A 24676-nucleotide genomic window follows, 5' to 3' on the forward strand; every position below is an offset into this window, starting at 1 on the left:
TCGCTACCTAAACGGACAGTTAACCAATTGTAAAATGGCAGATTTCCAAGAAAGCCGTGCGGGCAATAGTCTTCTGATCGTGGTACTCAGTGAGCGTTTCCCCGGTAACAAGACCTTCGCGAAGGTTCGTGTCCTGCCGCCGGTGGTGAAGCTGCTCCTCCTCTCGATGGTGCTGTTCAACATCGGGTTCTATCTGGTTGTCCCCTTTCTGGCGGTGCACCTTTCGGAGGACCTCGGATTTGCGGCCTGGATTGTCGGCCTCGTCCTCGGATTGCGGATGTTCAGTCAGCAGGGCATGTTCTTCATCGGTGGAAGCCTCGCCGACAGGTTCGGCAAGCGTCCGATCATCCTGCTGGGCATAGCCGTTCGTGTAGTCGGTTTTCTGATGCTCGGTCTGGCAGAAAGCATGAGCGCCGTGATCGTCGGCGTGCTCCTGGTCGGCTTTGCTGCCGCGCTCTTCGCGCCCGCAGTGGAGTCGGCCAACGCGGAGTACGGACGCGAACTCGAGTCCGCCGGAGTTATGCGTCGTACCGATTTGTTTGCAGTGGAACAGATGTGCAGCCGCCTGGGAACAGTGATCGGTCCGGCGCTGGGAGCTGCTCTCCTGATGTTTCCGTTCTCGTGGACGGCGTCGAGCGCCGCGTTGCTCTTCGCGATCATGTGGGTCGGGTTCTTCATCTGGTTCCCCCGACCGGGCGATGCCCACGACGGCCCGGTGTCGACCTATACGCTGCGCGACGTCTGGCGAAGTGTCCTGACCAACAACAACTTTCTGCTCTTCGCGACGCTCTGCAGTTTTCAGCTGGTTGCGTACAGCCAGCTGTACCTGATGCTTCCGGAACAGCTCGAGCGCGGAATCGGTTCGCAGTCGGCGCTGGGATGGTTCTACGTGGGCGCGGCGGTGTTGGTGATCGTCGGGCAGGGACCGACGGTCGCGGTTGCCCACCGCATCGGGCATCGGCGCGCGATCACCTTCGGGCTTGTGCTCATTTCGGTGTCGTTCCTGGTTCCGCTGGTCACCGGCGTCGACTCCGCAGCTTCGGCGTCGACGCAGATAGTCGGTCTGGCGGTGTGGATCGGGCTGCTGCACCTGGGACAGATGTTGATGGTGCCGCCGATGCGAGACACCATCGCGATCCTCGGTCGTGAAAGCAACCTCGGAGCGCACTTCGGCATGCTCAACACGATCGGCGGTCTGCTCGCGCTCCTGGGAACCGTGGGAGTCGGATTCGTGTACGACCTCGTCGACAACGGCCACGCAGCGCCGGCGTCACCATGGGTGATCGTTGCGCTCTGCGTGGCCGTGTCGGCTGTGGTGTTGTGGGTGTGGTCAGGCCGAACGAAAGTTATCGACCAGCGATCGTCTGATTGATCTTTGCGACGAAATCTTCCAGCACAAACGGAATGGTGAGTGGGTTCGGCATGGACACCGCGTCACTGACGATGGGGTCCAAGCTGATCAGGCCTCCGGTCTCGACCACGTTCAGATTGGTGAACGCCGGCTGCGACTCCATCTCGGCGCGAGCCTTCTCGTAGTTGTCGAAGAGCAGGTAGTCGCACTCGAGGAGGTCGTAGTTCTCGGCGGAGATCTCGTAGTTCAGCTTGCCCGCGAACCGATCCTTCAGTGCGGCAGGCGCCGTGAATCCCAATTGCGTGAGCAGCTGAGCCCGCGCTGCCTCGGGGCTGAACGCTCGCAGATTTCCGTCGCTCCAGCGAATGACGAGAGCTGCTGTCTTGCCTTCGAACTGGGGGTTCTCCGCGCGGGTGCGAACGATGAGGTCTTCGACTTCCTGGACCTCCTTCTTTGCCTGCGCGGGAACGCCCACAGCCGTACCGATGCGGGTCGTGACTTCCTGCCAGGGCAGAACCCAATCCGTCTGATCGGCGGCGTGCAGCACCGTCGGCGCGATGGCGCTGAGCTGCTTGTACAGATCCTCGTCGATCGCGTTGTTGACGGCGATGATCAGGTCAGGCGCTGCAGCCACGATCGTTTCGATGTCGAAATCGGTGGTGGCGTTGGCCAATGGCGTCGGCTCGGCGCCCTGGACTGCGGAGTCGGCCCAGACGCCGATTCCGTCGTCGGTCGATCCCTTCCACACCGGGACCAGGACGGGCGTCAGCCCGAGGGAAAGCAAAACGTCCGCGTCGCCGATACCGACCGCTGCGATGCGGCTGGGTGCCTGCTCGATGGTGGTGGAGCCGAACTTGTGGTCGATCGTCACAGGGAAGGCGTTGGCCTCGGCGTGAGCACCTTCGGTGCCGGGAGTGGATTCGTCCTTCGCGCTGTCGCCACAGGCAGCAAGGGCGAAACCGGCTGCTGTTGCGAAGGTGACGGACAGCATGGCACGGCGGCTCAACATAGGGTTCACGGCAACCTCGGGTTTCATGGTTATGGGACCCTAACCATAGTGGAGTTGCTGTGTCGGCAGTGTTTGTTAACCTCCGCCCATGACGGCGGTTCTCGACTACACATCAGCAGGACCGTTCACCCGCATCGACGGGGTGGACATGCTCGCCCTCGAGTCGCTCCCCACCGACCCCATGCAAATATGCCGGGTAGTGCCGTACCTGGTGGTCCAACCCACCGATGCACGGTCGCTGAATCTGCCCACCGACCGATTCGACGAAAACCAGATCCGGCCGGCAAGCGTTCTGCTTCAACGCCTGCTTGCGCTCGATCCGGCACCGGTGACCTCCGCCCGAGAACCCGACAAGCGGCTCGTCGGAACCTGTCGGCACTTTGCTGTTTTGAGTTGTGCGTTTCTGCGCTATCGCGGAATTGCCGCTCGCGTCCGCTGTGGTTTTGCCACCTACTTTCAACCGGGACAGGGCGTGGACCACTGGATCACCGAGTACTGGGACGACGCCGGCAAGCGGTGGATCCGCATCGATTCGGAGATCCTCGGACAAAACGTCCTTCCTCACGCCCATAACCTGCAGCCGGGAGAATTCCTCAGTGGTGGTGAGGCGTGGCTGGCGTATCGACGCGGCGTGATCGACGGGTCCCAGTTCGGGGTGTACGGCACCGAGAACTGGGGGCCTGCCGAGATCCGCGGCAACGCAGTGAAGGATCTTGCCGCGATGAACAAGGTCGAAACTCTGCCGTGGGACGAGTGGGGTCGTATGACGGCCGCCTACGACGGAAAGACAGGCGCCGACTACGACCTACTGTTGGACGATGTCGCCGCGGTGTGCGCCGCCGACGATCCCGTTGCCGTGCGAGCACTGTACGAGCACGATGACTTGCGCGTGCCGGACAAGCTGATTCGTTTCTGAGATGCTGGTGCGATGAATCCGGAGCATCGCCAACTCGATTACGGACTTCGATTCGACTGGGGGTTGCGCGGCGCCGAAGCGATTGCTGCCGGCGTCGATGTGGCAGTGGTGGTAGACGTTCTCTCGTTCACGACGACGCTGAGCGTTGCCGCCGACGCGGGAATCGACGTACTTCCCTTTTCCTGGAACGACGAGCGCGCGGTCGATTACGCGCGTGATGCCGATGCGGTCCTGGCGGTGAGGCGGAGCGTAGCCGCGGAGGGTCAGATCAGTCTGTCTCCCAAGACGATTCGCGAAGCCGAGGTGTCGAGTCGGCTGGTGCTGCCGTCGCCGAACGGGTCGACTATCGCGTTTGCGTTGGCGTCTCAGGTTGCGGTGTGTGTCGGCGCTTCGTTGAGGAACGCTTCCGCCGTCGCGGATTGGATTGTGCACGAACATGGTTCGAGATCGAGGGTTGCGATAGTCGCGTCCGGTGAAAAGTGGCCCGGTGGAGAGTTGCGTCCGGCGGTGGAGGATCTGTGGGGCGCCGGTGCGGTTGTCACGGCGTTGACCGCGACTGGTTGGGAAGGGTCCCCATCGCCCGAGGCGCAGATGGCGGCGACTGCCTGGACGGCGGTGTCGGATTCGTACGAGGAACGGTTACGGGACTGCGCCTCAGGGCGCGAGTTGATCGTCATGGGGTTTCCACACGACGTCGCCATCGCCTCGGAACTCGACGAAAGCGACACCGTACCTGTTCTCGAAGATCGTGTGTTTCGAGGTCAGCGCACCGGGCGTCGGTTGAACAAACTCCGCGCCCAGAGGTAGGAGAGGAAGGTGATTGCGACGCACCATCCGATCGCGAGTATCGCGTTGTTCCCGATAGCTTCGCCGAGAAGAAGTCCTCGAAGAGTCTCGATGATCGGAGTGAACGGCTGATACTCGGCGAACCATCGCAACACGGTCGGCATCGAGTCGGTGGGGACAAAGCCGCTTCCCAGGAACGGCAAGAGGATCAACACCATTGGAAGGTTGCTGGCCGTCTCGACACTCTTGCTGACGAGGCCGAAGGCGACCGACAACCAGATCATGGCGATGGAGACCAGGACGAGGAGTGCAAACGTCGCGGCCCACTCCACGAAGCCTGCAGTGGGCCGGAAGCCGACGGCTATCGCTACGGCGATGACGACAACGAGGCTCACGATCGTCTGAAGGAGGCTGCCGAGAACGTGACCTGTCAGGACGGACGTGCGCGTGATCGCCATCGTTCGGAATCGTGCAATGATCCCGGCGGTCATATCGGTTGCGACGGAGATGGCAGTACCTTGTGCCGCTGATGCCACGGTCATCAGAATGATCGCCGGTGCAACGTAATTGACGTACTCGGCTCGACCGCCACCGCCGGGGCCGAGGCCGTTCCCGAGCGTTCCGCCGAGCACGTAGACGAACAGCAGTAGGAAAACGACTGGCATTCCGACGAGCATCACCGTCATCGACGGATATCGAAGGATGTGTCGAATACTGCGACGCAGCATGGTTTTCGAGTCCTGATAGGCAAGCGTCATGGTGGTCATCGCGCGTCGGTCCTTTCGGTGGCGGTCAGAGTCAGGAACACGTCGTCCAGGTCGGGTGTGTGCACGGAGAGTTCCTTGACGTCGATCGAGTGAGCGTCGAGTTGGTCGAGAAGAGAGCGCAGCGAGCGGACACCCCCGTCGCTGGGGACCTGGAGGACATAGGCGGCATCGTCACGTGAAGATTCGTCGAAAACAGCTGCAGCAGAATCGAGCTGATCTCGGTCGAAGAAGTGAAGACGAATGTGGCCGCCGGGGATGTGCCGTTTGAGTTCCGCTGCCGTACCTTGGGCGACGATCCGTCCCTGATCGAGGACGGCGATGTGGTCGGCCAGTTGATCAGCTTCCTCGAGGTACTGGGTCGTGAGGAAGATGGTGACACCGCCCTCGACCAACTCCCGGATGATCTGCCACATGGTGCGTCGGCTCCGGGGGTCGAGGCCGGTGGTGGGCTCGTCCAGGAAGATGATCTCCGGTCGTCCGATCAACGTCATTGCCAGGTCGAGCCGTCGACGCATGCCGCCCGAGTAGGTCGACGCCAGCTTGTCCGCGGAGTCGATCAGATCGAACTTCTTCAGGAGTTCTTCAGTGCGCGTTCGACGTTCGTCCTTGCCGAGATGGTGCAGGTCGGCCATGAGGAGAAGGTTTTCCTCACCGGACAGATAGTCGTCGACTGCTGAGAACTGCCCGGTGACGCCGATGCGCGAACGCACCGCGTCGGGATCGTCGGAAGGGTTGTACCCGGCGATGCGGATGTTGCCGCCGTCTGCGGGAACGAGGGTCGAGAGGATTTCCACGATGGTGGTCTTGCCGGCGCCGTTGGGGCCGAGGAGTGCAAAGACGGTTCCGCGGTCGACGGAGATGTCGATTCCGTCCAGTACCGTCTTGTCGTCGTAGGCCTTCTTCAGGCCCGTCGCGGTGATGGCTGGTTTACGGGACATCAGCGTTCCTTTCGCTAGATCTTCTTGTTGGATTCTTCTCGAGGCTCCGAACGTCGAATGACGATGTCGCCGTAACTGGTGTGTGCCCGGACGTCTACCCGGCGTTCAGTGGAAGCCGGACCGTGCGTGGCATTCATCTGGTTGTCGACGCGGCCGAAGGACGTATGAGCGTCGAATCGCGCGGCGGTTCCGGATCGAACACCGATATGGATTCGTCCGGCGGCCGTCTTGGCGGATACGACTCCACTCTCGATGGCCTCGAAGCGGATGTCGCCGTTGGCGGTTGCGGCGCTCGCATCGGATTCGGCATGCTCGACGGCGACGCTTCCGTTGGCGGTCTTCGCCTTCAGTGCGCCGGTGATCGTGCCGATGTTGATGTCGCCGTTGGAGTTCTTGACCTCCGCGTTGCCGTCGACGCGGCCGATGCGGATGCTTCCGGACCCGGTGCTCGTGTCGATGTCACCGGCCACGTGCTCGACGATGATCGCGCCGGCCCCGGTGCTGATGTTGAGCGGCCCGGTGGTTTCCAGTGTGCAATCGCCCGCGGAAACCTTCACCCGTGATCGTCCGAGAGTGCCTTCGCTACGGAGGTTGGCAACTGCGGCAGTGCCTTCGAGTTCCGAGCCGGAGGGAAGCTGAACGGAGATGTCCACAGATCCTGTCTTCCCGAAGATGCCGAGGCCGCGCTGTTTCGGAGTCTTGATCTGCAGCCGGCCACCTGCGAATTCGACGCGTGTTTGTTCGGCGACTCGAACGTCGACCTCGCGAGACGAGTTGCTGGGCAACACTTCCACGACAGTGTCGTTGCGGCTGCTCGCCGTGATCCGGATGTGTCCGACTGCCACGTCGAAGTTCAAGGTGATGGGGTCAGGTGTGCTGAATGTAGGCATGGTGATACTCCCGATGAGGTTGTCTCGGTTGATGAAAGAGGGTGGTGCGAAAGATGAAGCCGGTGTCAGTGCACCCAGCCGCTGAAGCTTTCGGAACCTTGGGACGTGCGCTGTCTCGGAGTGCTTCTGTTCGCGCCGCCTTCCAGAGCCGTTGCAGCCGAGCGAACCAGCCACGCGTTGACGGAGATCCCGGCTTCCCGGGCCGCCGCCTCGATCCGGTCTTTGAGGTCTTGCCCCAGCCGCAGGTTGATTCGAGTCATCGAGGCGTCGTCGGACTCCGTGACGGGGCGCGGTGCCGGAGTCGGGTCCTCTTCGACGGGGGCTGGAACCGGTTCACTGATGGCTGGTGCCACCACGAATTCGGGTTCGCGTCCCCGCAGGCGCAGGTCCACCGAACCCGGGGCGAGGTCACGCGTGATCTCGGCGGCTGCCGCAGACAATGCGTCGAGAAGGGTGAGTCGCACTGCTGATTCCAGCGGTGCGGTCAAACGATCGGCGAGTGCCTTTGCGTCTTCTCCGCCTGCTTCGGTCGCCACCGCGAGTTCGTGGCGAAGGTTGTCTACGTACGGTGTCAAGTCCATGGCATCACTATGGCACCACTTTGGTGCCACCGCAATAGTTTGGTGGCACATTCGTGTGAATTTGGTGAGAATTGCCAGGTCATCGGGGTGGTTGGCGATTCGGTCCGCGGCAGGCTGGCACACTCGTAAGGGTGAGTCCTGCCGAATCGAACCGCCGACGCCGCATCGTGCTCTGGATTGCCGGGGTGCTCGGCGTCGTGATCGTGGTTGGGGTGGTGGTCGTCGCGATCGCACCATCGCGGTACCTGCCCTGGGACACGGCTGAGTTCCCGGCGGTGGACGCGAGTGCGCTCACGTCTGATCAAGGTCGGGTGCTCGAGCTACTGCAATCCGAGCATGAGCAGGACCGTCCGGGCACCTTCTATTCCGACGGCATCGACGAAGAGTGGTGCGCCGACTTTGTCAGCTGGATCATGAGGGAAGCGGGTCGACCGTTGTCCAACCCGAACTCCGGAAGTTGGCGCATCCCGGGTGTGTACACCTTGCAGGAGTATTACCAAGGGATCGGCGCGTACGCCGAGAACGGCAGCGGGTACACCCCGAATGTGGGTGATGTGGTGATCTACGACAGTTCGAGATGGGTCGGTCAGCACACCAACATCGTTGTGGCAGTGGACGGCAACTCTGCGATCACGGTTGGCGGCAACGAGTTCGGCAAGGTGCGGGTTCATGATCTGGACTGGCAATCCGACTCTGCCGTCGTGGGATTCGGAAAACTTCACCCCTGATCGTTGCTCTTCGGAGACAAGGCGAACCACCGCGCCGACGCACGTGCCTCGTCGCCTGCGTCGATGTGCAGCGTGTTCGTGCCGGTTCGCACGCTCACCTGCTCACCTCTCTTGATCGGCTGGGTGTACTCGAGGATCGCGCGAAAGGGCCCGCTTCGTAATCTGTCGGGCAGCGCATCTTCCACGGGCTGCCAGTAGATTGCGTTGTTCACGTGATCGAAGGGGTCGAAATCGCTCGAGCGCAACGGGAACGGCGTATCCGCTGACGGCGTCGTGTCCGGGGTCGGGTCGATCCACCGACGCCAGTGAAGATGCTGGTCCACGGCCGTAGATGCCAGGGCGGCGGTGAACTTCTCACTGATGGATGCCGGCATTCCCGTCTTCGGGTCGATGTTGATCCAGAACGCCTCGGTTTCGATCAACCCGCCGCCATCGGATCTGATGCGAACTCGCATCGAACACCACTTGTTCGACAGGCCTGAACACCAGCGCTGCAGGTGAACTCGATCCGGCCAGACGACCGGCTCGAGTACATCGATCACCGTTCTTCGTACCATCCACAGCGGGTGTGTATCCATGGCGCCGCGGTCGACGAGATTGTCGAAGCCCGCGTCTTGGAGGTAGCGCGCGATCGCGTCGAGGCGCAGTTGTTTGTCGGTGTGGATGTCACCCGTACGCACCGGCCACGAGGCCTGGAAGATGCTTCCGGTTGTCGGTAGTTCGGCCATCGCTACGTGGTCGTCGACTTTTGTACGGTTCATCGGATGTGGGCTCCCGGTGTTCGCCTGATTGGGTGGCTTCACGCTTGCGTTACCCGATGGTGGGATCTTGAACCATCGGAGTTCATCGTTTTCTGAATCCAGTTTTCGATGTACTGTCGCACGTATGGATATCGAGGGCGTAGATGTGGTGACCAACGTGGCGGTGCTTGCGAGGTTCGGGCATGCACTGTCCGACGAGACTCGGACACGGATACTGCTCGAACTGAAGACCGCACCGCGGTATCCGTCCGACCTCGCTGAAACGCTGGCTGTGACCAGGCAGAAGCTGTCCAACCATCTGGCGTGCCTGCGCGGTTGCGGCTTGGTGGTGGCCGTCCCGGAAGGGCGCCGGACCAGATACGAACTCGCCGATGTACATATCGGTCGGGCCCTCGACGACCTGCTCGGGGTCGTACTCGCGGTGGATCCGTCGTACTGCCCGGACAGCGAATCAGAGGGGTGCTGCTGATGGTTGCGCCCGTTGACGGTGTCGGGCTCTCGACTGACCGGCGTGCGCTCTTGTCGAGAAGAATTCGCATCTTCGTGGCGATCACGATCAGCTACAACGTCGTCGAAGCGATCATCGCGCTGGCGGAGGGCACACGGGTGTCGTCCGCAGCACTGTTCGGTTTCGGCCTTGATTCGGTGATCGAAGTGTCCTCGGCGGCAGCTGTTGCCTGGCAGTTCTCGGCGCCGGATCCGACGAGCCGTGAGAAGACGGCACTGCGAGTGATCGCATTCTCGTTCTTCGGGCTCGCTGCGTACGTCTCGTTCGACGCGATTCGGTCGCTGTTCGGTCTGGGTGAAGCTCGGCACACGAGCGTCGGAATACTCTTGGCTGCGGTGAGTTTGGCGATCATGCCGGCCCTGTCCTATGCGCAACGCCGAGCCGGTCGGGAGTTGGGTTCGCTGTCGGCGGTCGCGGATTCGAAGCAGACGCTGCTCTGCACTTACCTCTCTGCTGTCTTGTTGGTCGGTTTGCTGCTCAACTCGCTGCTCGGCTGGTCGTGGGCGGATCCGATTGCTGCACTGGTCATCGCCGTCATCGCGGTGAAGGAAGGCATCAACGCGTGGAAGGGTGATCCGTGCTGCCCGGTTGTGGCTGCGCCCGAGAGCGGTGACGAGTGCGACTGCTGCTGAGTGAACACAGGTTTTGTCGAGTGAGCACCCCCTGCGGTGCGTCAGAGCGGGTGTTCACTCGATGAAAGGCGTGCCGACTTCTGCGCGGCCCTTGATGTGCGCGGCGCGTTGCTCGAGAAGGCGCCGCAGATACGGGCCGACAGCCAACCTCAGTGCCAGGTGTCCGAGCGCCCCGAAGGGGGCCGTAACCGTGAAGCGGTCATGCATCCGCGTCCACCCACCCGGCTGAACGTCGAAGACGTGTCGGAGAGCGATGACGAGTGCGACTACTGCTGAGTGGGCACAGGTTCAGCTGAGTGAACACCCCCACAAGTACGCCACAGCCTGTGTTCAGTCGAGGAAAAGGGTGTCAGGCCTGGTTTGCGATCCCGGCAAACGGGTACGGGTCGGTGACCTGCGGTTCATCCGCGACGGGTGATGTTTTCGCCTTCCAGCCCCTCGAGACTGAGTAAGGGAAGTGCATTCTGTCGAAAGGAACGCTGATGACTGCTCCACCGCGGGAACCCGCGAATCACCCTGTCCGGCAGGGTTTCGCGGTAGGTACGACGTTTGCAGCAGCAATCCTGCTGCTCACCGCAGGCATTGTCGCTCTGCTTCAGGGCATCGCGGCCGTTGCCGACAACAATCTGTTTGTCGTGGGTATCAACTACACGTACAAGTTCGACATCACGACGTGGGGTTGGATCCACATCATCTTGGGCATCATCGGGATCGTGGTGGCCCTCGGCCTCTTCACCGGTGCAGTGTGGGCCAGGGCGGCGGCAATCGTCATTGCGTCGCTCTCGATCATCGCCAACTTCTTGTGGATGCCGTATTACCCACTGTGGTCGATCCTGGTCATCGCGCTCGATGTCGTTGTGATCTGGGCGGTCGCGACCTGGGACAGGGACAGAGTCTAGGCACCGAACAACCCGAGAGCAGTTGGTCCCGACCGAGTCGACTCGGTCGGGACCATCGCTCGTGCGTGGGACATTTCGACAGGGTGTGGCTCGGATCAGTCTGGGAGTCGACGCATTTCGGCGACGGTCAGGCCGAGGGAATCGAGACGGGCCATGATGCTCCGCATAGCCGTGTGGTCCGCGACGGGTCCGTACAAACTGGTGAACCCGCCGGCGGCACTGGCGACACTGAGTTCAGGAAATGCGGCCTTGACGCGGTCCGACACTTCGCCGTCGATGAGGAATTGATACCGAGTGGGAGCATTCATCAGTATCCGCTCCATTTCGTAGGGCCATGAGGTTCGAGAAGGCAGCGCTCCGAGCCTCGAAATCGCATGTCGTCAAGTGCAATCGGCGTCGCTGCCCGATCCAGGACTCCGCATCCGTGAGATCCAGTCTTACTCGCGTACGCGCTCGGGGCGTCATCCCCTACGGGTGAATGTCGTCGCGGGTCCGTTCATCCCTTTTGTGTGAGGCTCCGCAGAGTCGCCACCCCTAGTGTCGACCGGGAGAGAGAAGAGGTCGGCATGGGATCTGTCATCGGGGATCTGTTACCCCTCGCGGTCGGCGTTGCGGTATCGCCGATCCCGATCATCGCGGCAATCTTGATGTTGTTGTCCAAGCGTGCCGGCAGCACGAGCGTCGGGTTCGCGCTGGGCTGGATACTCGGAATCGTCGTCGCCACCGTGATCTTCGTGCTTCTGTCCAGCAAGCTCGGTGACTCCGAAGGTGATCCGTCAGCGACAGTGTCGTGGATCAAGCTGGCGTTGGGTGTATTGCTTCTTGCGTTCGGAGTCAAGCAATGGCGCGGACGCGGAGGCGAGCACGAAACCCCGAAGTGGATGCACGCCATCGATGACATGACCGCTGTCAAAGGCCTCGGCTTGGGCTTCGCTCTGGCTGCGATCAATCCGAAGAATCTGATGATGTGTATCGCGGCCGGAATCTCGATCGGATCCGCGTCATTGGGCTCCGGAGAAGTTGTTGTCGCCATTCTGGTTTTCACGATCATCGCGGCCTGCACAGTGTGCGTGCCCGTGATCGGCTACCTCGTTGCCGCGGAGCGACTGCGTGGTCCGCTGGCCAAGCTGAAGGTGTGGTTGCAGGAAAACAACGCCACGGTGATGAGTGTGTTGATCCTGGTTATCGGTGTTGTTCTCATCGGCAAGGGCATCGGCGGTCTCTGACAACTGGAGGTAGTTATGGGATCGCTGCTACTGCAACAGATCCCGCTGGCGCTCGGGATCATCATGAGCCCGCTGGCGGTTGTCGCCGTTGTGGCCGTACTGTTTTCCGAACGAGCGCGTATCAACAGCATTGCGTACCTGATCGGGTGGTATCTCGGAATAGTTGTCGCGCTGGCCGGTTCGTACGTCATCTTGACCGCACTCCAGGTTCATCAGCGCACACACCCTCCGCTGTGGGTGCCCATCATCCATCTCGTTCTCGGGGCAACTCTGCTGGCGGGTGCCTGGTTCGTCTACTCACGCAGTCGTCGCGGGGTTCAGGCGATGGCGGCTGCAGTTGTCCCTGGCGACGTTGTGGCTGCGGCCCCTCAGCTGCCGAAGATGCTGCAATCGGTTGAGCACTTCCAACCAATGCGATCCGGTGTGCTCGGTTTCGCGCTGTTCGTTCTCAACCCCATCGACATGTCGTGTGCCATCGCAGCAGCGATGAACCTTCGTCTCAGCACTGTGGCACCGACGTCGCAGATCGTCTCGGCCGTGATCTTCTCGCTGGTGTCCGTGACCTCGGTCGCGGTACCTGTTGCCCTCCTGCTGATCAAGAAGGACGAGGCAACCGAACCGCTGCTGAAGATCCGCACCTGGATAGCCACCAACACGCACTTGCTGAACGTCGGGCTCCTCGTCCTGATCGCGGCGATGCAGATCAGTAAAGGGGTGCAAGGACTATGAGTGCTCCGCACACGCGGACCTGGTGGGTCTTCGGATCGTTGTCCGACTATCAACGCGCTTGGCTTCGCCCCGACATCATTGCGGGCCTTACGGTGTGGGCTGTCCTTGTTCCGGAAGCGCTCGCGTACGCCACCATCGCCGGAGTTCCGCCGGTGGTCGGGCTTTATGCTGCGGTTCCGTCATTGATTCTGTACGCAGCAGCCGGCAGTTCGCGCCATCTGATCGTCGGGCCGATGTCGGCGACCGCAGCGTTGTCCGCGGCGATGATCGCGCCATTGGCTTCAGGAAACGACGGCCGATTCATCGCGCTGTCGGCGGCATTGGCGATCGTGACCGGGCTCGTCGGACTGCTCGCAGGATTCATGCGCCTCGGATTCATCGCGTCCTTCATCTCCGAGCCGGTTCTCAAGGGATTCATCGTCGGTCTGGCGCTCACGATCATCATCGGTCAAGTACCCAAACTCCTGGGCGTGGACAAGGGTGAGGGAAACTTCTTCGTCCAGACGTGGACAGTGGTGAAGGAACTGGGTGAGGTCGACCTACCGACCGTGATCATCGGATTGCTCAGCCTGGCAATGGTCCTGGGCGTCAAGCGATGGCTTCCGCTCGTACCGGGTTCGCTCCTCGTCGTTCTGCTGGGCATTACCGCAGTAGCATTGTTCGGCCTCGACGATCGTGGCATCGACATTGTCGGACACATCGACTCGGGCCTGCCGTCGATGGGTCTGCCGAGTGGTGTGGGAGCTGAGGACTACCTCGACCTGGTCGGACCGGCGGTCGGCGTTCTGCTCATCGGTTTCGCCGAAGGTCTTGGCGCTGCAAAGACATACGCGGCCAAGGCCGGCTACACCATCGACGCCAATCGTGAACTGGCAGGACTGGGTGCGGCCAATCTCGGATCGGGTCTCTGCTCGGGAATGGTGGTCAACGGCAGCCTGTCGAAGACCGCCGTCAACGGAGGAGCGGGCGCCAAATCTCAGGTCAGCGGACTGGTGGTCGCGGCACTGACGCTGGTGACACTGCTGTTTCTCACTGGCCTGTTCGAGAAGTTGCCAGAGGCGACGCTCTCGGCTGTGGTCATCGCAGCAGTGATCGAACTGGTCGATTTCTCCTCTCTCGCAGCGCTGTACCGGGTGTGGACGAAGAGGTTGGGCAGTATCTACGGGCACGCTGCCCGGGCCGATTTCGCGGCGGCGATCGCGGCGATGTTCGGGGTTCTCCTCTTCGACACGTTGCCCGGGCTGATCATCGGAATCGCCGTCTCGATGTTGCTGCTCCTGTATCGAGTCTCCAAACCGCACGTGGCCGCTCTGGCCAAGGACGGCACGCGCTGGGTCGACATCAGTGGGCATCCTGATCTGAAGACACTCGACGGCGTCGTAGTGGTCAGGGTCGAAGCGGGGATGTTCTTCGCCAATGCCGATCACGTGCGTGATCAGATCACCGGTCTGGTGACCGCCGGCACCACCATGGTCGTTCTCGACGCCGAGACGTCACCGTTCATCGACGTCAGCGCTGCGCAGATGTTGGCTCAGCTTCGAGATTCGTTGGCACGCAGGAATGTGAGCTTCCGAGTGGCACGCGACATCGGGCAGTTCCGCGACGTTCTGTCCGGTGCCGACCAGGGCGCGCTGAAGGTCGACGTCTATCCGACCGTCTCGCAAGCGCTTGCAGGTCGAGACAACACCTCAGCGTGATGTCCGTAGCCAGATTCCCAGGGGACCGGAATCTTTGGCCACTGATCCGACGATCGACGACGCGACAACCACGATGGCCGAGAAGATGAACAGCCAGCCGATGACGGTGAACATCACGCCCAGAAGACCGAACTCGTCCTGCGACGTCTTTGTCATTCGGGGGAGGAAAAGAGTGCCGGCCACGTGCAGTCCGGTCAGGCCCGTCGCGGTGAGCAATCCCGACCCGACGCACATTCGAGTGGTCATGCGATTGGCCGTCAGCAGCATGGGCACGGCTGTCCACACGAGTGCCCACACGACGTAGACCGCTGTGAATTCCAGGACTCTGCCTACTCCCGGAACACCATTCAGTTCACGGCACAGGGCCGCACCGACCACCGACGCGGCCACGACGCACACTACCGCGAACCACCGCCACGCCTGACGGAGTGTCGCCGTCGGCACGCTCCAGATCCGTCCGTACATCCGGCCGAGAGCGCGAGCGTAGGAGGTGGAACTGATCAGCAGCATGAGCAAGCCGACAATCCCGAACGCTGCCGCGGTAGAGGTACTGGTCAATACGGTGTCGGGGAGTTGGACGCCGAGGTCGTCTTTGGCGGCATCAGCCAACGGCTTCAGCTTCTCCAAGGTCGACGCTGCAATCATGACCGGGAGCAATGACGTAAAGGCCTGGGCCGCCAAAGTCATGGCGCTGTCCACGAGCCCGACTTCGAAGACCCCGATGGTTGCATCAGTCGCCAACCGTCGACTGGGTGTACGTCTCGCCCACACGGTCAATCGATCGCGCGTATCGGAATACAGCTTCGGGGGCATGGAAGCAGTCTTGCTCAGATGAGTCCGCCGCGTCGCGCAGCCTTGAGCGCGTCGCGTCGGTTGCTCACTTCCAACTTGCGATAGATCCCGCGAAGATGCGTCTTGATGGTGTTGACGGAAAGGAACAGCGTGTCGGCAATGGACTCGGTGGTGTCTCCGGAAGCCAGTTCACGGAGCACGGTGTATTCGCCTGGCGTGAGGATAGGTGCACTCACCAATTCTTGTGGGCGAATGCGGCTACGTACCTGTTCGGCAAATGCTTCCTGATCGCCGAAATGTCCACTGAACTCGTCGAACACCGGCCGCAGGGATGCGCCGTAGTCGAGGAAGGGGCGTAGCAGGCTACCGGCTTCCGCGGCGCGCAGCGCTTTGTGGAGGGAGCGAAACGACTTGCGCTCGTGACCTGTTGCAGCGTGGATCCCGGCTTCAAGTGTCCAGGCGTAGACGTGATGTGCGAGCAACGGGATTTCGGAGGACCCGAGAGCTTCGGAAACTTCGACGAGTGCTTCCGCGAACTTGTTGGACGAGAAGGCGACGGCACCCCGTGCGAGATGTATCTCCGACGTTTCTCCGAATTGATCGGCTGCGTCACGCACGAGTCTCGCTGCCCATTCCACCTCGCCGACGGAAAGGCATGCGTGGACGACGGGTGGTAGAAGAGCCAAGGTCGCGAACGCGAAGGTGCGTAATTCGATCGCGCTGAGCATCGCGTCGCGGACATCGGCGGCGGTCGAGCGTCGGTCGGTCGAGCCGTCGAGACTGTGAAGGCCGAAGGTTACGACGGAGTGCCACCCGAACACCGGCGCGCTGGCGCCGAGAACGTCTGTGCTCCGGTAGTTTCCGATTGTCGGGATGCGGTACGGGAGTTCGCTCGAAGCGCAGAGATATGTGGCAAAGGCGGCCACCGACGCGGACAACTCGTACTCCGCAGTCGTCGTGATGCGATGTTCGACCGCGTAGTCGAGAGCGTAGACGGAGTGAGCCCTCATCGCCCCGATGTCTCCGCTGAGAGAAGCTACGTAGCCCAGTCCGGTCAGCGACTTCAAGACGAATCGCGCCCTGCCCCGTATTGTCCCGAGTGCGACGGCTTGAGTGTATTCGACAGTCGCCCTGTCGAACTCACGTCGCAGTAAGTGTGCCGTCGCCAATTCCATGTGTGCGTAGGCTTCGATGTCGGAGTGGGTGCTTTTCTGACGCCGCTCCAGACGTGCCGCCAGCGGCTCGTTGTCGGAAGTCGCCGTAACGCAGGAGATTTCCAGGCTCATCGCCAGGAACAATGGATCTTCTGCAATCGGTGGATGAGTTGCCTCGAGAAGATCGAGGCACGTGGTCGCCGAGGTCACGTCACCGGAGTGGAGGGCGGCCGCCGCCAGCACTAGTCGGGTGATCGGGGATTCCGAAACCTGCGTCGACACCGATTCCAGGACTCGCACGACGTCCCCGCAGTGCCCGTCGAGTACGAGGCCCAGCCCGCAGCGTTCGAGAAACGCGAGAATGCGGTGTGGGTCTCCGATCGACACCTCGAGTTCGAGCGCCTCGAGTTCGAAGTGATTGCTTTCGAACCAGCTTGCTGCTCGCAGGTGTACGCGGTTTCTCTCGACGTGATCGACGCGACGGAACTCTGCCCGAAGGTGCTCGCGCAAGAGAGGGTGATAGCTGAACCACGTTGTGTGGTCGGCGGAATCGGTACGGGTCACGGGGAAGTTGAACTGAATCAGCGAGTCGATCTCGGATAGAGCGTTCGAGTCCGTCAGAGTTTCCGCCAGTTGGGCGGAGAAAGAATCGACTACCGATGTTCGCAACATGAACGAGGTGACATGTTCGGGCAAGGACGTCAGTACCTCGTCGACGAGAAAGTCGGCGATCGGGCGGGGTGTGTGCGTGAACTCGTCCAGTGCATCGCCGATGTCACTGCGGCCGGCCAGAAACGCGGCGGTCAGGCGAACGACGGCGCCCCACCCCTTGGTGAAGTTCTCGACGATTGCGAGTTCGTCGTCGCGCAGCGTGATGTCGTACTCGCCGAATATCGCGGTGATCTCGGAGCGATCGAAAGCGAGATCGGTGGATGCAAAGCGGGTGAGTCGGCCGTCGAGAGCCAGACGATGCCACGTGAGCGGTGGTTCGTAGCGGGCGGCAACGATAATCGACAGGTTGCCCGGGGTCTGTGTGAGTATCCGATCGAGGAGACCGATCGACATCGGATCGTGGAGGGTGTGAACGTCGTCGAGGATCAACGTTGTTCGGCGCTCGTGCGTTTCGAGGGTTTCCGCAAAGTGCGCGAGCCACTGCTCGACGGGCGGCCTGGATCCGGTCTGCACGGGGAGCCTCTGGCCGGCCGCATCGACGGAGGTCGCGATCGCCTCGGCGAGGGATTCACACAGTATCGACACGTTGTTGTCGCGCTCGGCCAACGTCAGCCAGGCCAGCGCAACATCAGGGGAGGCTCGAGAATATTCGCGAGCCCAATCGGCCAGAAGTAGGGTCTTCCCCGCACCGGCCGGAGCCGAGAGCAACCCGACAGGCCCGGGGCCTGAGCCTTTGGTGGCAGTGGATGCGGTGAGTTTGCGGTGCAGGCGCGGACGCGCGACCAGTCCTTTCACGGCAGTTGGCGGGTGAAAACGACCGTTGAGTGCGGCGCCTGGCACGTGCGCTTGCCCGACGCGGTGAGACGCGTCGAGCGTTACTGCAGCGGCATCACGAAATGGGCTGCTCATCCGACTCCTGTTCGACTGGCTGCACTGGACGTGACCGCTGGATCGAAATTTTGAACGAGTTAGATGATGTGAAACTACCCAATTCGGACACCAAATAAGCGTCCAAGTCGAAAATTCGGACCAAAGTCCCTGATTTAGTGGAGTGAATTTCGAACAATGAATGGTGTCGCCAGTTCTACCGCCCGAACGGCGGGGTGCGAGCAAACCTCGAATAGCGGTCGAATACCTTTTCCAGGCCCACGAGATCCGGATCTGACAACAAGGCTGCCAGAAGTACACGTGCCTGCCCGGCTCGAAGATCGGTGGAAAATACAGCGCCTGCGGCGATCAAGTCGTGCCCGCCACCACCGCCACCGTAAAGCGGGGAGATTGGCCCCGAGGGCACCCGAGTTGTCACGGCTACCGGAATGTGAGCGCCTACGCAGTCTCGTACGGCCTCGACTATCGTCGGATTGGCATTTCCCGAACCGAGTCCGTCGAGAACAAGTCCCTGCGCCCCGGCGTGCACGCAGGCGTCGATCTGTACGCGGTCTGCCCCGGGATACACGGCGATGATGTCGACGCGGGTATCCGAAATCGGATGCCACGGCAATGGTTCTGGCGTGCGCAGCAGGAGCGGATCGATGTGCACGCGGCGGAAGGCATCGAGTGCCGTTGTATCGGACTTTCGCGTACCTGCGGCTGGATGGACCGAACCGCCGAAGGCGATGAGGACACCACGCCCGTGTGACGAGATGTCCAGTCCGGCTGAGATCGCCGCGGCGAGATTCGAACGAGCGTCGGATTCGGGATGGTCGAAAGTGCGCTGCGCGCCGGTGAAGACCACCGGGCGTTGGTCGTCGTGGTGCAGGTCCAACAAGAACGCAGTTTCCTCCATCGTGTCGGTGCCGTGAAGCACGACCACCGAGTCGAGTCCGGGATCTTTCAATTGATCGGCTACGGCGTCGCGAACACGATCCATGTCCGCGAAGGTCATGCTCGAGCTGTCCTTCGACATCACGTCGACGACTCGAAGCTCGATGTCGGTCTGCTCGTTGCCGACCAGATCTGCACCGGTGATTGCGGGCCGGCTGATTCCATGCGCATCCCGGGTGCTGGCGATGGTGCCACCGGTAGTGACAACTGCGACTTTCGACACTGTGGTCCTTTCACGTCAAGCTGCGGGGTGGTGGATGGCCAACTCGCGAATACGATTCCTGGCGGCGTACCAACCAATCATCAAGAGCGGTGCGATGATCGCGATGGATCCGACGGTCCACGTTCCAACAGGGTTGTCGAATGCCATCAACACGATAACGACCGCAAGAAAGACCAGTGTCGCGATCCCGGTGTACGGTGCGCCGAATATGCGGAAGGCAGGGCGAGTGACTTTGCCTTGTTTCGCAAGTTGCCAGAGCCTCAACTGGCACAGCACAATTACCGCCCATGCACTGATGATGCCCAGTGCCGCAAGATTGAGGACTATTTCGAAGGCCTGCGCTGGGACAACAGCATTGAGCCCGACGCCGAACAGGATGACCACGCCGGTGAGTGCGATTCCCCCGTACGGCACTCCGGCTTTGTTCATTCTGGCAGCGAAGGCAGGCGCCGAACCGGCCGTCGCCATCGAATGGAGTATTCGTCCGGTCGAATACAATCCGGCATTGAGGGAAGACAACGCCGCCGTGAGAACGACCAGATTCATGATCGCATCTGCGCCTTGGATGTTGATCGAACCGAAGAATGTGACGAATGGACTTTCACCGGCGTGGTATTCGGTGTACGGGAGCAACAGTGAGAGCAGCAGGACCGACCCCACGTAGAAGACGAGGATCCGAATGATCACTGTGTTGATCGCCTTGGGTATCACCTTCCGGGGATTTTCGGTCTCTCCAGCCGTGGTCCCCACGAGTTCAATTGAAGCGTAGGCGAACACGACGCCCTGAATCACCACGACTGCCGGCAGTATTCCGTTGGGGAACAGCCCACCGTTGTCGGCGATCAGGCTGAATCCGGAGGAATGCCCTTCGATGGGCGTGCCGAAGAGTACGAAATAGACACCGAACCCGAGGAATGCGGTCAAGGCCACGACCTTGATCAACGCGAACCAGAACTCCAACTCTCCGAAGACTTTCACGGACACGAGATTCAGTCCGAGAACCAGCAACACCGCGATCAGAGCGAACATCCACTGATCGATGTGTCCCAGTGGCGCCCAGTACTTTTTGAAGAAGTTCATGTACAACGCCACAGCCGTGACGTCGACCACGGCAGTCATTGCCCAGTTCATCCAGTACAACCAGCCCGCAGCGAAAGCCATCTTTTCGCCGAAGAATTCGCGTGCGTAGGAAACGAAGGATCCGGAAGTCGGTCGGTGCATCACCAGTTCGCCGAGCGCCCTCAGGATCAGGAACGCGAAGAATCCGCACAGCGCGTACACGAGAACCAAGGCCGGGCCCGCCTGTTGCAGTCGCCCTCCCGCCCCCATGAAAAGGCCGGTTCCGATCGCGCCACCGATCGCGATCATCTGAATTTGTCTGGGGCCGAGCGCCTTCTGATATCCGAGATCCTCCTCAGTGGCAACTTCGGCGCGGCCTGTCTCTTCCCGTTCGACGGTCATCAAACCTCCTCCGCAACAGCGGTGGCATGAGGCTTCTCCCCCGAAACGCGGAGATTGGCGAGATGTTCGGGGCTGAGCAACCGATCGAGTTCCTCGCGGTCGAGCAGGCCGGCTTCGATTACGAGATCGGCGACGCGACGCCCGGAAATCAACGCCTCCTGGGCGATCCGAGTGGACGCGGTATATCCGATGTAGGGGTTGAGCGCGGTGACGAGGCCGATGGAGTCTTCGACTCGGGCGCGCAGCAGTTCGGTGTTAGCCGTGATGCCGAGTACGCACCGGTCCGCCAAAATGCGGCAAGCCGCACCGAGGTGTCGCATTCCTTCGGACAGTGAGTGCACGATGATCGGCTCGAAAGCGTTGAGTTGGAGCTGACCGGATTCCGCAGCCATCGTGATCGTCACGTCGTTGCCGATGACTTCGTACGCGACCTGATTGAGGACTTCGGGAATGACAGGATTGACCTTGCCCGGCATGATCGACGAACCTGCCTGCACCGGTGGAAGATTGATCTCGTTCAATCCGGCTCGCGGGCCCGAAGAGAGCAGTCGGAGATCGTTGCACACCTTGGACAACTTCACAGCGACCCGCTTGAGGACGCCGGAGAGGTGGACGAACTGGCCCACGTCTTGGGTCGCTTCGACCAGATCCGTTGCCAACACCAGCGGCAGTCCGGTCAGTGCGCCCAGGTCGGAACAGGCCACCTCGGCGTAGCCGGCGGGTGCGTTGAGGCCAGTACCGATAGCAGTCGCGCCGAGGTTGATCTCGTGAACGAGAAGAGCGGCCTCAGCCAGACGCGCCCGATCCTCCTCGATCATGACCGCGTAGGTCCCGAACTCCTGACCCAGAGTCATCGGCACGGCGTCCTGCAGTTGGGTGCGTCCCATCTTCACTGTGTCGGCGAACTGAAGAGATTTGGTCGTGAATGCGTTCTGGAGTGTAAGAAGTGCATCCAGCAGGTCATCGATCGCGAAGATCGTCGAGATATTCACGGCCGTGGGGTAGACGTCGTTGGTCGATTGGCTCAGGTTCACGTGTTCATTAGGGTGAAGCCGTTCGTAGTCGCCGCGCTGGTGGCCGAGGATTTCCAACGCGCGATTGGCGATGACCTCGTTCGCATTCATGTTCGTCGACGTGCCGGCGCCACCCTGGATGACGTCCACCACGAACTGTTCGTGCCACCGCCCGTCCACGATCTCCTTGCATGCCTGTGAGATGGCCTCCGCGCGCGGGCGGTCGAGGATGCCCAGCTTTTCGTTTGCGCTGGCTGCGGCCCACTTGACGTAAGCGATGCCGCGGATCAGATGCGGGTTCGTGGAGATTGTTCGACCAGTGATCGGGAAGTTCTCCATTGCGCGCAAGGTGTGGATACCCCAGTACGAATCGGCTGGAACCTCGCGATCGCCGAGCAGATCGTGTTCTGTTCGCGTTTCGAGCACTTGATCAATTCCTCGTGTCTCTTCGCGCAAGCATCACTCTGCGCGGTGGGTGTATTTCGGGATCGCAGCGCTGACGGTCGAGTAGTAGTCCCGCCCAGCTATCGGGCTATCAGGCTGTCTGACAGGTGTAATTGTTACCTCGCTCACTCCGGCACGTCAACCCTTCATCAGGTGCGATGTTTGACGCGGGTCTTCGGCAGTCGCAACAATGACGGCATGAACCTGTCAGACAGCTGGGCCACCAGGCGACCCGTCGCCTCGCGGGTGAGTGCTGCCGAGGCGGTTCTCGCCGACCTCCGTGCCGCAATAACCTCCGGCGAACTGGCAGTCGGAGAGCGTCTCCCGTCCGAGGCGTCCCTGGCCGAAAGACACGGGGTCAGTCGATCGGTCATCCGTGAAGCCCTGCGCTCGTGCCATGCCCTCGGGCTCACCGAGACGAAATCCGGGCTCGGCACCTTCGTCGTCAGCGATTCGATAGCGCGAGACCTCGATTTCGGCAGTTACGCGGCCAACGAATTGGTCGAAGCACGGCCTCATGTCGAAATTCCGGCCGCAGGATGGGCTGCGCAACGGCACACCGGGGAGGAGTTGACGGCCCTCCGCGGACTGGTCCAGCAGATGCGTGACGAGGATGATCCGCTCGTATGGGTCGCACTCGATGCGCAGTTCCACGGACTGATCGCGAAAGCCAGTAGGAATCGGGTCTTCGAGTCGGTAATCGTCGATATTCGTGAAGCGTTGACAAGGCAGTCCGAGACACTCAATCTTGTTGCCGGTCGCCAGGAAAGGTCGAACGAGGAACACGAACGAATAGTCGAAGGAATCGCATCCGGCAGTTACGACCACGCCTCCAGGGCGATGGCCGAACATCTGGACGCCGTCAGGATGACGCTTGAAACTCTTGTCCAAGAAAGTAATCCGCTGTGACGGCGCTTCCGGGTAGGTCTGTCCTCGTCTGCGTTATCCTCGCGGTATCAGTGACCGGGGCGTTGGCCGGCTGCAGTTCGTCCGACACCCCGGTGACGTCGACGATCGCCGCGTCAGCGACGACAACGGCAGCTGTATCGATTACGGGCGTAAAGCCGCCATCGACGCCGGAATCCGAACGGGCACTCTTCGATGCGGTGGACCGCAATGATCCGGCAGCGATCACCGCGGCCCTGGCTTCGGGCGCGAACATCGAAGCTCGCGGCGAGGGCGAACGGACTCCACTCGTCGAGGCCACCAAGAACAACGCCGTCGCCGCGGCTTCTACGTTGATTCTTGCCGGAGCAGACGTGAACGCGAAGGATTCCATGCAGGATTCGGCCTTCCTGTATTCCGGAGCCGAGGGTTTGAACGAGATTCTGGCGCTCACGCTCGCCCACGGCGCGGACGTCGACAGCGTGAACCGTTACGGCGGTACGGCGCTGATTCCCGCGAGTGAACACGCGCATGTCGAGACCGTCCGGATGCTGATTGCTGCCGGGGTTCCGGTCAATCACGTCAACGATCCCGGGTGGACGGCGCTACTCGAAGCCGTTGTGTACGGCGATGGTTCGGCGCGCTATATCGACGTGATCACTCAGCTTCTCGACGCGGGGGCAGATCCCTCGATCCGGGATGCATCGGGGAAGACCGCGTTGGACAATGCCGAAAGTCGTGGTCAGTCAGACGTTGTGGCGCTGCTTCAATCGCGGAGCTGACGCCAACGAGTCGGGCTCAGCCCGTAGGCCTGTCGAAAGCGTCGGCTGAAGTGTCCGGCGTCGACAAACCCCGCCCGGTGCGCAACGGTCGCGATCGGCAGATCGACGGTAGCGGGTCGAGCCAGTTCGTTTCGAGCCTTCTGCAGGCGCTGGGTGATGATCCACTGTTCGATCCGAAAGCCGTTGTCCGAGCAGATCTTGTACAGCTGTCGCAGTGAGATGTTGTGGGCGTGAGCAATTCGTGCGGGATTCAGTGTCGGATCGTGAAGGTGTTCACGGATGTATCGACGGATCGAAGTCATGGCAAGGGCCGATCTCGGAGCGGATGCGTCAGGATTCGCATGTGCGATCGAAGCGACCAAAGCACGTGCGAGTTCGATCGAGGCCTCGCCCAATTGTTCGGCGGCAGGATCGGTCTCCAACAGAGCGGCGCTGCGGAACAATTCACGAACGTGCGCGATCATCACGGGGTACAGATTGCTGTGATGAGGCCGGGTAGCTGCGTCCCGCACGGTGTCGATCGGCAGTCCCAGCCGATCCATCGGAACGTAGAGGCACTGGGAAGCGCCCGTTCCCGGCCAGGAGAAATCGTAGGTCGACGTCAGGTCCGTCATCAACAGCTCACCGGCGGGCACTCTGCGTTGTTCGTCGTGCTGATCTAGATGGCCGATCCCGATCTCCTGCAGGGCAATCGCAAGGACGGGCATCGACGCGGACCGGACGTGACGTGGTGTTCGGGTCAACCGCATACCGGTCGACTCGGAGCGGAACAGTGATGCTGCACCGAGGTTCCACACGTTCATTCTCGCGCTCACCCGTTCCGGGTTCTCCAAGTGGATTGCACACGGGACCGAGGCACGACCCATCGCGTCGACAAAGGCGTCCGCGCGTTGGTCAGGCTCCAACACGGAAGTATCCAGGAGCAAAGCCATGCAGCCCTGATACCCCGCGATGCGGACGCTCAACCAGAAGTTGTGCAGTGTGAGCTCAAAAGTCTGCACGGACAGT

Annotated in this window: 26 protein-coding genes; 12 read left to right on the forward strand and 14 right to left on the reverse strand. The window is 61.4% G+C overall.

Going from position 1 to position 24676, the window contains the following annotated elements; genetic code table 11:
- Positions 1–34 precede the first annotated feature (34 nt).
- A complete protein-coding gene (locus tag ABH939_RS23975; RefSeq protein WP_404650255.1) occupies positions 35–1372 on the forward strand; it encodes an MFS transporter in 1338 nt (445 codons plus the stop codon).
- Here the strand turns inward: ABH939_RS23975 and ABH939_RS23980 are convergent.
- On the reverse strand, positions 1347–2360 hold the full coding sequence (locus tag ABH939_RS23980) for an ABC transporter substrate-binding protein (RefSeq protein ID WP_007730352.1): 1014 nt from the start codon (positions 2358–2360) through the stop codon (positions 1347–1349). The genes ABH939_RS23975 and ABH939_RS23980 overlap by 26 nt on opposite strands.
- 88 nt (positions 2361–2448) lie before the next feature.
- On the opposite strand from ABH939_RS23980, the gene ABH939_RS23985 reads away from it, so the two are divergent.
- Complete coding sequence (locus tag ABH939_RS23985) at positions 2449–3276, forward strand: transglutaminase domain-containing protein (protein ID WP_208690113.1); 828 nt, start codon at positions 2449–2451, stop codon at positions 3274–3276.
- A 12-nt stretch (positions 3277–3288) separates the two neighbouring features.
- Positions 3289–4083: a 2-phosphosulfolactate phosphatase gene (locus ABH939_RS23990; RefSeq protein ID WP_404650256.1), complete on the forward strand. Its 795-nt coding sequence runs from the start codon at positions 3289–3291 to the stop codon at positions 4081–4083.
- Here the strand turns inward: ABH939_RS23990 and ABH939_RS23995 are convergent.
- From ABH939_RS23995 to ABH939_RS24010, 4 genes are all read right to left on the reverse strand, one after another.
- Positions 4038–4829 carry an ABC transporter permease gene (locus ABH939_RS23995; protein WP_054780764.1) on the reverse strand — a complete coding sequence of 264 codons (792 nt, stop codon included), beginning with the start codon at positions 4827–4829 and terminating at the stop codon, positions 4038–4040. The two genes, ABH939_RS23990 and ABH939_RS23995, sit on opposite strands and share 46 nt — an antisense overlap.
- Positions 4826–5767: a daunorubicin resistance protein DrrA family ABC transporter ATP-binding protein gene (locus ABH939_RS24000; protein WP_007730361.1), complete on the reverse strand. Its 942-nt coding sequence runs from the start codon at positions 5765–5767 to the stop codon at positions 4826–4828. The genes ABH939_RS23995 and ABH939_RS24000 overlap by 4 nt, the downstream gene beginning before the upstream one ends.
- A 14-nt stretch (positions 5768–5781) precedes the next feature.
- Complete coding sequence (locus tag ABH939_RS24005) at positions 5782–6657, reverse strand: DUF4097 family beta strand repeat-containing protein (protein WP_208690114.1); 876 nt, start codon at positions 6655–6657, stop codon at positions 5782–5784.
- Between the two features lie 65 nt (positions 6658–6722).
- On the reverse strand, positions 6723–7238 hold the full coding sequence (locus ABH939_RS24010) for a toxin-antitoxin system HicB family antitoxin (protein ID WP_404650257.1): 516 nt from the start codon (positions 7236–7238) through the stop codon (positions 6723–6725).
- A gap of 131 nt (positions 7239–7369) precedes the next feature.
- Here ABH939_RS24010 and ABH939_RS24015 point away from each other — a divergent pair, with 131 nt between their 5' ends.
- Positions 7370–7966, forward strand: a complete 597-nt coding sequence (locus tag ABH939_RS24015; protein WP_030536161.1) for a CHAP domain-containing protein — start codon at positions 7370–7372, stop codon at positions 7964–7966.
- Here the strand turns inward: ABH939_RS24015 and ABH939_RS24020 are convergent.
- Positions 7957–8727 (reverse strand): acyl-[acyl-carrier-protein] thioesterase, encoded by a 771-nt coding sequence (locus tag ABH939_RS24020; protein ID WP_003943026.1) that lies wholly within the window; start codon positions 8725–8727, stop codon positions 7957–7959. The two genes, ABH939_RS24015 and ABH939_RS24020, sit on opposite strands and share 10 nt — an antisense overlap.
- A gap of 124 nt (positions 8728–8851) precedes the next feature.
- On the opposite strand from ABH939_RS24020, the gene ABH939_RS24025 reads away from it, so the two are divergent.
- Together ABH939_RS24025 and ABH939_RS24030 are read left to right on the forward strand one after the other, a co-directional pair.
- On the forward strand, positions 8852–9196 hold the full coding sequence (locus ABH939_RS24025) for a helix-turn-helix transcriptional regulator (protein WP_007730375.1): 345 nt from the start codon (positions 8852–8854) through the stop codon (positions 9194–9196).
- Positions 9196–9867, forward strand: coding sequence for a cation transporter (locus ABH939_RS24030; protein ID WP_285181634.1), 672 nt, complete (start codon positions 9196–9198; stop codon positions 9865–9867). Before ABH939_RS24025 ends, ABH939_RS24030 begins: the two co-directional genes overlap by 1 nt.
- Before the next feature lie 54 nt (positions 9868–9921).
- Here ABH939_RS24030 and ABH939_RS24035 read toward each other — a convergent pair whose 3' ends face one another.
- Complete coding sequence (locus ABH939_RS24035) at positions 9922–10074, reverse strand: hypothetical protein (protein ID WP_007730382.1); 153 nt, start codon at positions 10072–10074, stop codon at positions 9922–9924.
- Between the two features lie 275 nt (positions 10075–10349).
- On the opposite strand from ABH939_RS24035, the gene ABH939_RS24040 reads away from it, so the two are divergent.
- On the forward strand, positions 10350–10766 hold the full coding sequence (locus ABH939_RS24040; protein WP_003943077.1) for a hypothetical protein: 417 nt from the start codon (positions 10350–10352) through the stop codon (positions 10764–10766).
- Between the two features lie 95 nt (positions 10767–10861).
- Here the strand turns inward: ABH939_RS24040 and ABH939_RS24045 are convergent, their stop codons facing one another.
- Positions 10862–11074 (reverse strand): hypothetical protein, encoded by a 213-nt coding sequence (locus tag ABH939_RS24045; RefSeq protein WP_003943015.1) that lies wholly within the window; start codon positions 11072–11074, stop codon positions 10862–10864.
- 258 nt (positions 11075–11332) lie between these two features.
- Between ABH939_RS24045 and ABH939_RS24050 the strand changes: the two genes are divergently transcribed.
- The 3 genes from ABH939_RS24050 to ABH939_RS24060 are packed head-to-tail and all read left to right on the forward strand — an operon-like array spanning position 11333 to position 14418.
- A complete protein-coding gene (locus ABH939_RS24050) occupies positions 11333–11992 on the forward strand; it encodes a GAP family protein (RefSeq protein ID WP_007730384.1) in 660 nt (219 codons plus the stop codon).
- Between the two features lie 15 nt (positions 11993–12007).
- On the forward strand, positions 12008–12721 hold the full coding sequence (locus ABH939_RS24055; protein WP_058226844.1) for a GAP family protein: 714 nt from the start codon (positions 12008–12010) through the stop codon (positions 12719–12721).
- The gene (locus ABH939_RS24060) at positions 12718–14418 is read left to right on the forward strand and encodes a SulP family inorganic anion transporter (protein WP_328599546.1); all 1701 of its coding nucleotides are present in this window, start codon (positions 12718–12720) and stop codon (positions 14416–14418) included. The genes ABH939_RS24055 and ABH939_RS24060 overlap by 4 nt, the downstream gene beginning before the upstream one ends.
- Here the strand turns inward: ABH939_RS24060 and ABH939_RS24065 are convergent.
- From ABH939_RS24065 to ABH939_RS24085, 5 genes are all read right to left on the reverse strand, one after another.
- A complete protein-coding gene (locus tag ABH939_RS24065) occupies positions 14410–15231 on the reverse strand; it encodes a hypothetical protein (RefSeq protein ID WP_003942972.1) in 822 nt (273 codons plus the stop codon). The genes ABH939_RS24060 and ABH939_RS24065 overlap by 9 nt on opposite strands.
- 14 nt (positions 15232–15245) lie before the next feature.
- Positions 15246–17945, reverse strand: coding sequence for a LuxR C-terminal-related transcriptional regulator (locus ABH939_RS24070; protein ID WP_064687892.1), 2700 nt, complete (start codon positions 17943–17945; stop codon positions 15246–15248).
- A gap of 175 nt (positions 17946–18120) precedes the next feature.
- On the reverse strand, positions 18121–19083 hold the full coding sequence (locus tag ABH939_RS24075; RefSeq protein WP_064687891.1) for an asparaginase: 963 nt from the start codon (positions 19081–19083) through the stop codon (positions 18121–18123).
- 15 nt (positions 19084–19098) lie between these two features.
- A complete protein-coding gene (locus ABH939_RS24080; RefSeq protein ID WP_030536152.1) occupies positions 19099–20544 on the reverse strand; it encodes an amino acid permease in 1446 nt (481 codons plus the stop codon).
- Entirely contained in the window at positions 20544–21983 is a 1440-nt protein-coding gene (locus ABH939_RS24085) for an aspartate ammonia-lyase (RefSeq protein ID WP_058038379.1), read from the reverse strand. Before ABH939_RS24085 ends, ABH939_RS24080 begins: the two co-directional genes overlap by 1 nt.
- Positions 21984–22199: 216 nt before the next feature.
- On the opposite strand from ABH939_RS24085, the gene ABH939_RS24090 reads away from it, so the two are divergent.
- Together ABH939_RS24090 and ABH939_RS24095 are read left to right on the forward strand one after the other, a co-directional pair.
- Complete coding sequence (locus tag ABH939_RS24090) at positions 22200–22910, forward strand: FadR/GntR family transcriptional regulator (protein ID WP_047272293.1); 711 nt, start codon at positions 22200–22202, stop codon at positions 22908–22910.
- Positions 22911–22960: 50 nt separating this feature from the next.
- Positions 22961–23668, forward strand: coding sequence for an ankyrin repeat domain-containing protein (locus tag ABH939_RS24095; RefSeq protein WP_404650259.1), 708 nt, complete (start codon positions 22961–22963; stop codon positions 23666–23668).
- Here the strand turns inward: ABH939_RS24095 and ABH939_RS24100 are convergent.
- Entirely contained in the window at positions 23653–24669 is a 1017-nt protein-coding gene (locus ABH939_RS24100; RefSeq protein ID WP_404650260.1) for a helix-turn-helix domain-containing protein, read from the reverse strand. The two genes, ABH939_RS24095 and ABH939_RS24100, sit on opposite strands and share 16 nt — an antisense overlap.
- Positions 24670–24676 lie beyond the last annotated feature (7 nt).

The organism is Rhodococcus sp. 27YEA6 (assembly GCF_044908235.1).
Lineage (GTDB): Bacteria > Actinomycetota > Actinomycetes > Mycobacteriales > Mycobacteriaceae > Rhodococcus_F > Rhodococcus_F qingshengii.

What these genes read in the sequence shown, in the direction of transcription:
- ABH939_RS24030 (WP_285181634.1), top strand. Translation starts at nt 9,196, where the DNA reads ATGGTTGCGCCCGTTGACGGTGTCGGGCTCTCGACTGACCGGCGTGCG.
- ABH939_RS23975 (WP_404650255.1), top strand. Translation starts at nt 35, where the DNA reads ATGGCAGATTTCCAAGAAAGCCGTGCGGGCAATAGTCTTCTGATCGTG.
- ABH939_RS24035 (WP_007730382.1), bottom strand. Translation starts at nt 10,074, where the DNA reads ATGCATGACCGCTTCACGGTTACGGCCCCCTTCGGGGCGCTCGGACAC.
- ABH939_RS23985 (WP_208690113.1), top strand. Translation starts at nt 2,449, where the DNA reads ATGACGGCGGTTCTCGACTACACATCAGCAGGACCGTTCACCCGCATC.
- ABH939_RS24080 (WP_030536152.1), bottom strand. Translation starts at nt 20,544, where the DNA reads ATGACCGTCGAACGGGAAGAGACAGGCCGCGCCGAAGTTGCCACTGAG.
- ABH939_RS24065 (WP_003942972.1), bottom strand. Translation starts at nt 15,231, where the DNA reads ATGCCCCCGAAGCTGTATTCCGATACGCGCGATCGATTGACCGTGTGG.
- ABH939_RS24040 (WP_003943077.1), top strand. Translation starts at nt 10,350, where the DNA reads ATGACTGCTCCACCGCGGGAACCCGCGAATCACCCTGTCCGGCAGGGT.
- ABH939_RS24090 (WP_047272293.1), top strand. Translation starts at nt 22,200, where the DNA reads ATGAACCTGTCAGACAGCTGGGCCACCAGGCGACCCGTCGCCTCGCGG.
- ABH939_RS24060 (WP_328599546.1), top strand. Translation starts at nt 12,718, where the DNA reads ATGAGTGCTCCGCACACGCGGACCTGGTGGGTCTTCGGATCGTTGTCC.
- ABH939_RS24010 (WP_404650257.1), bottom strand. Translation starts at nt 7,238, where the DNA reads ATGGACTTGACACCGTACGTAGACAACCTTCGCCACGAACTCGCGGTG.
- ABH939_RS24000 (WP_007730361.1), bottom strand. Translation starts at nt 5,767, where the DNA reads ATGTCCCGTAAACCAGCCATCACCGCGACGGGCCTGAAGAAGGCCTAC.
- ABH939_RS24050 (WP_007730384.1), top strand. Translation starts at nt 11,333, where the DNA reads ATGGGATCTGTCATCGGGGATCTGTTACCCCTCGCGGTCGGCGTTGCG.
- ABH939_RS24020 (WP_003943026.1), bottom strand. Translation starts at nt 8,727, where the DNA reads ATGAACCGTACAAAAGTCGACGACCACGTAGCGATGGCCGAACTACCG.
- ABH939_RS23980 (WP_007730352.1), bottom strand. Translation starts at nt 2,360, where the DNA reads ATGTTGAGCCGCCGTGCCATGCTGTCCGTCACCTTCGCAACAGCAGCC.
- ABH939_RS24025 (WP_007730375.1), top strand. Translation starts at nt 8,852, where the DNA reads ATGGATATCGAGGGCGTAGATGTGGTGACCAACGTGGCGGTGCTTGCG.
- ABH939_RS23995 (WP_054780764.1), bottom strand. Translation starts at nt 4,829, where the DNA reads ATGACCACCATGACGCTTGCCTATCAGGACTCGAAAACCATGCTGCGT.
- ABH939_RS23990 (WP_404650256.1), top strand. Translation starts at nt 3,289, where the DNA reads ATGAATCCGGAGCATCGCCAACTCGATTACGGACTTCGATTCGACTGG.
- ABH939_RS24005 (WP_208690114.1), bottom strand. Translation starts at nt 6,657, where the DNA reads ATGCCTACATTCAGCACACCTGACCCCATCACCTTGAACTTCGACGTG.
- ABH939_RS24045 (WP_003943015.1), bottom strand. Translation starts at nt 11,074, where the DNA reads ATGAATGCTCCCACTCGGTATCAATTCCTCATCGACGGCGAAGTGTCG.
- ABH939_RS24070 (WP_064687892.1), bottom strand. Translation starts at nt 17,945, where the DNA reads ATGAGCAGCCCATTTCGTGATGCCGCTGCAGTAACGCTCGACGCGTCT.
- ABH939_RS24055 (WP_058226844.1), top strand. Translation starts at nt 12,008, where the DNA reads ATGGGATCGCTGCTACTGCAACAGATCCCGCTGGCGCTCGGGATCATC.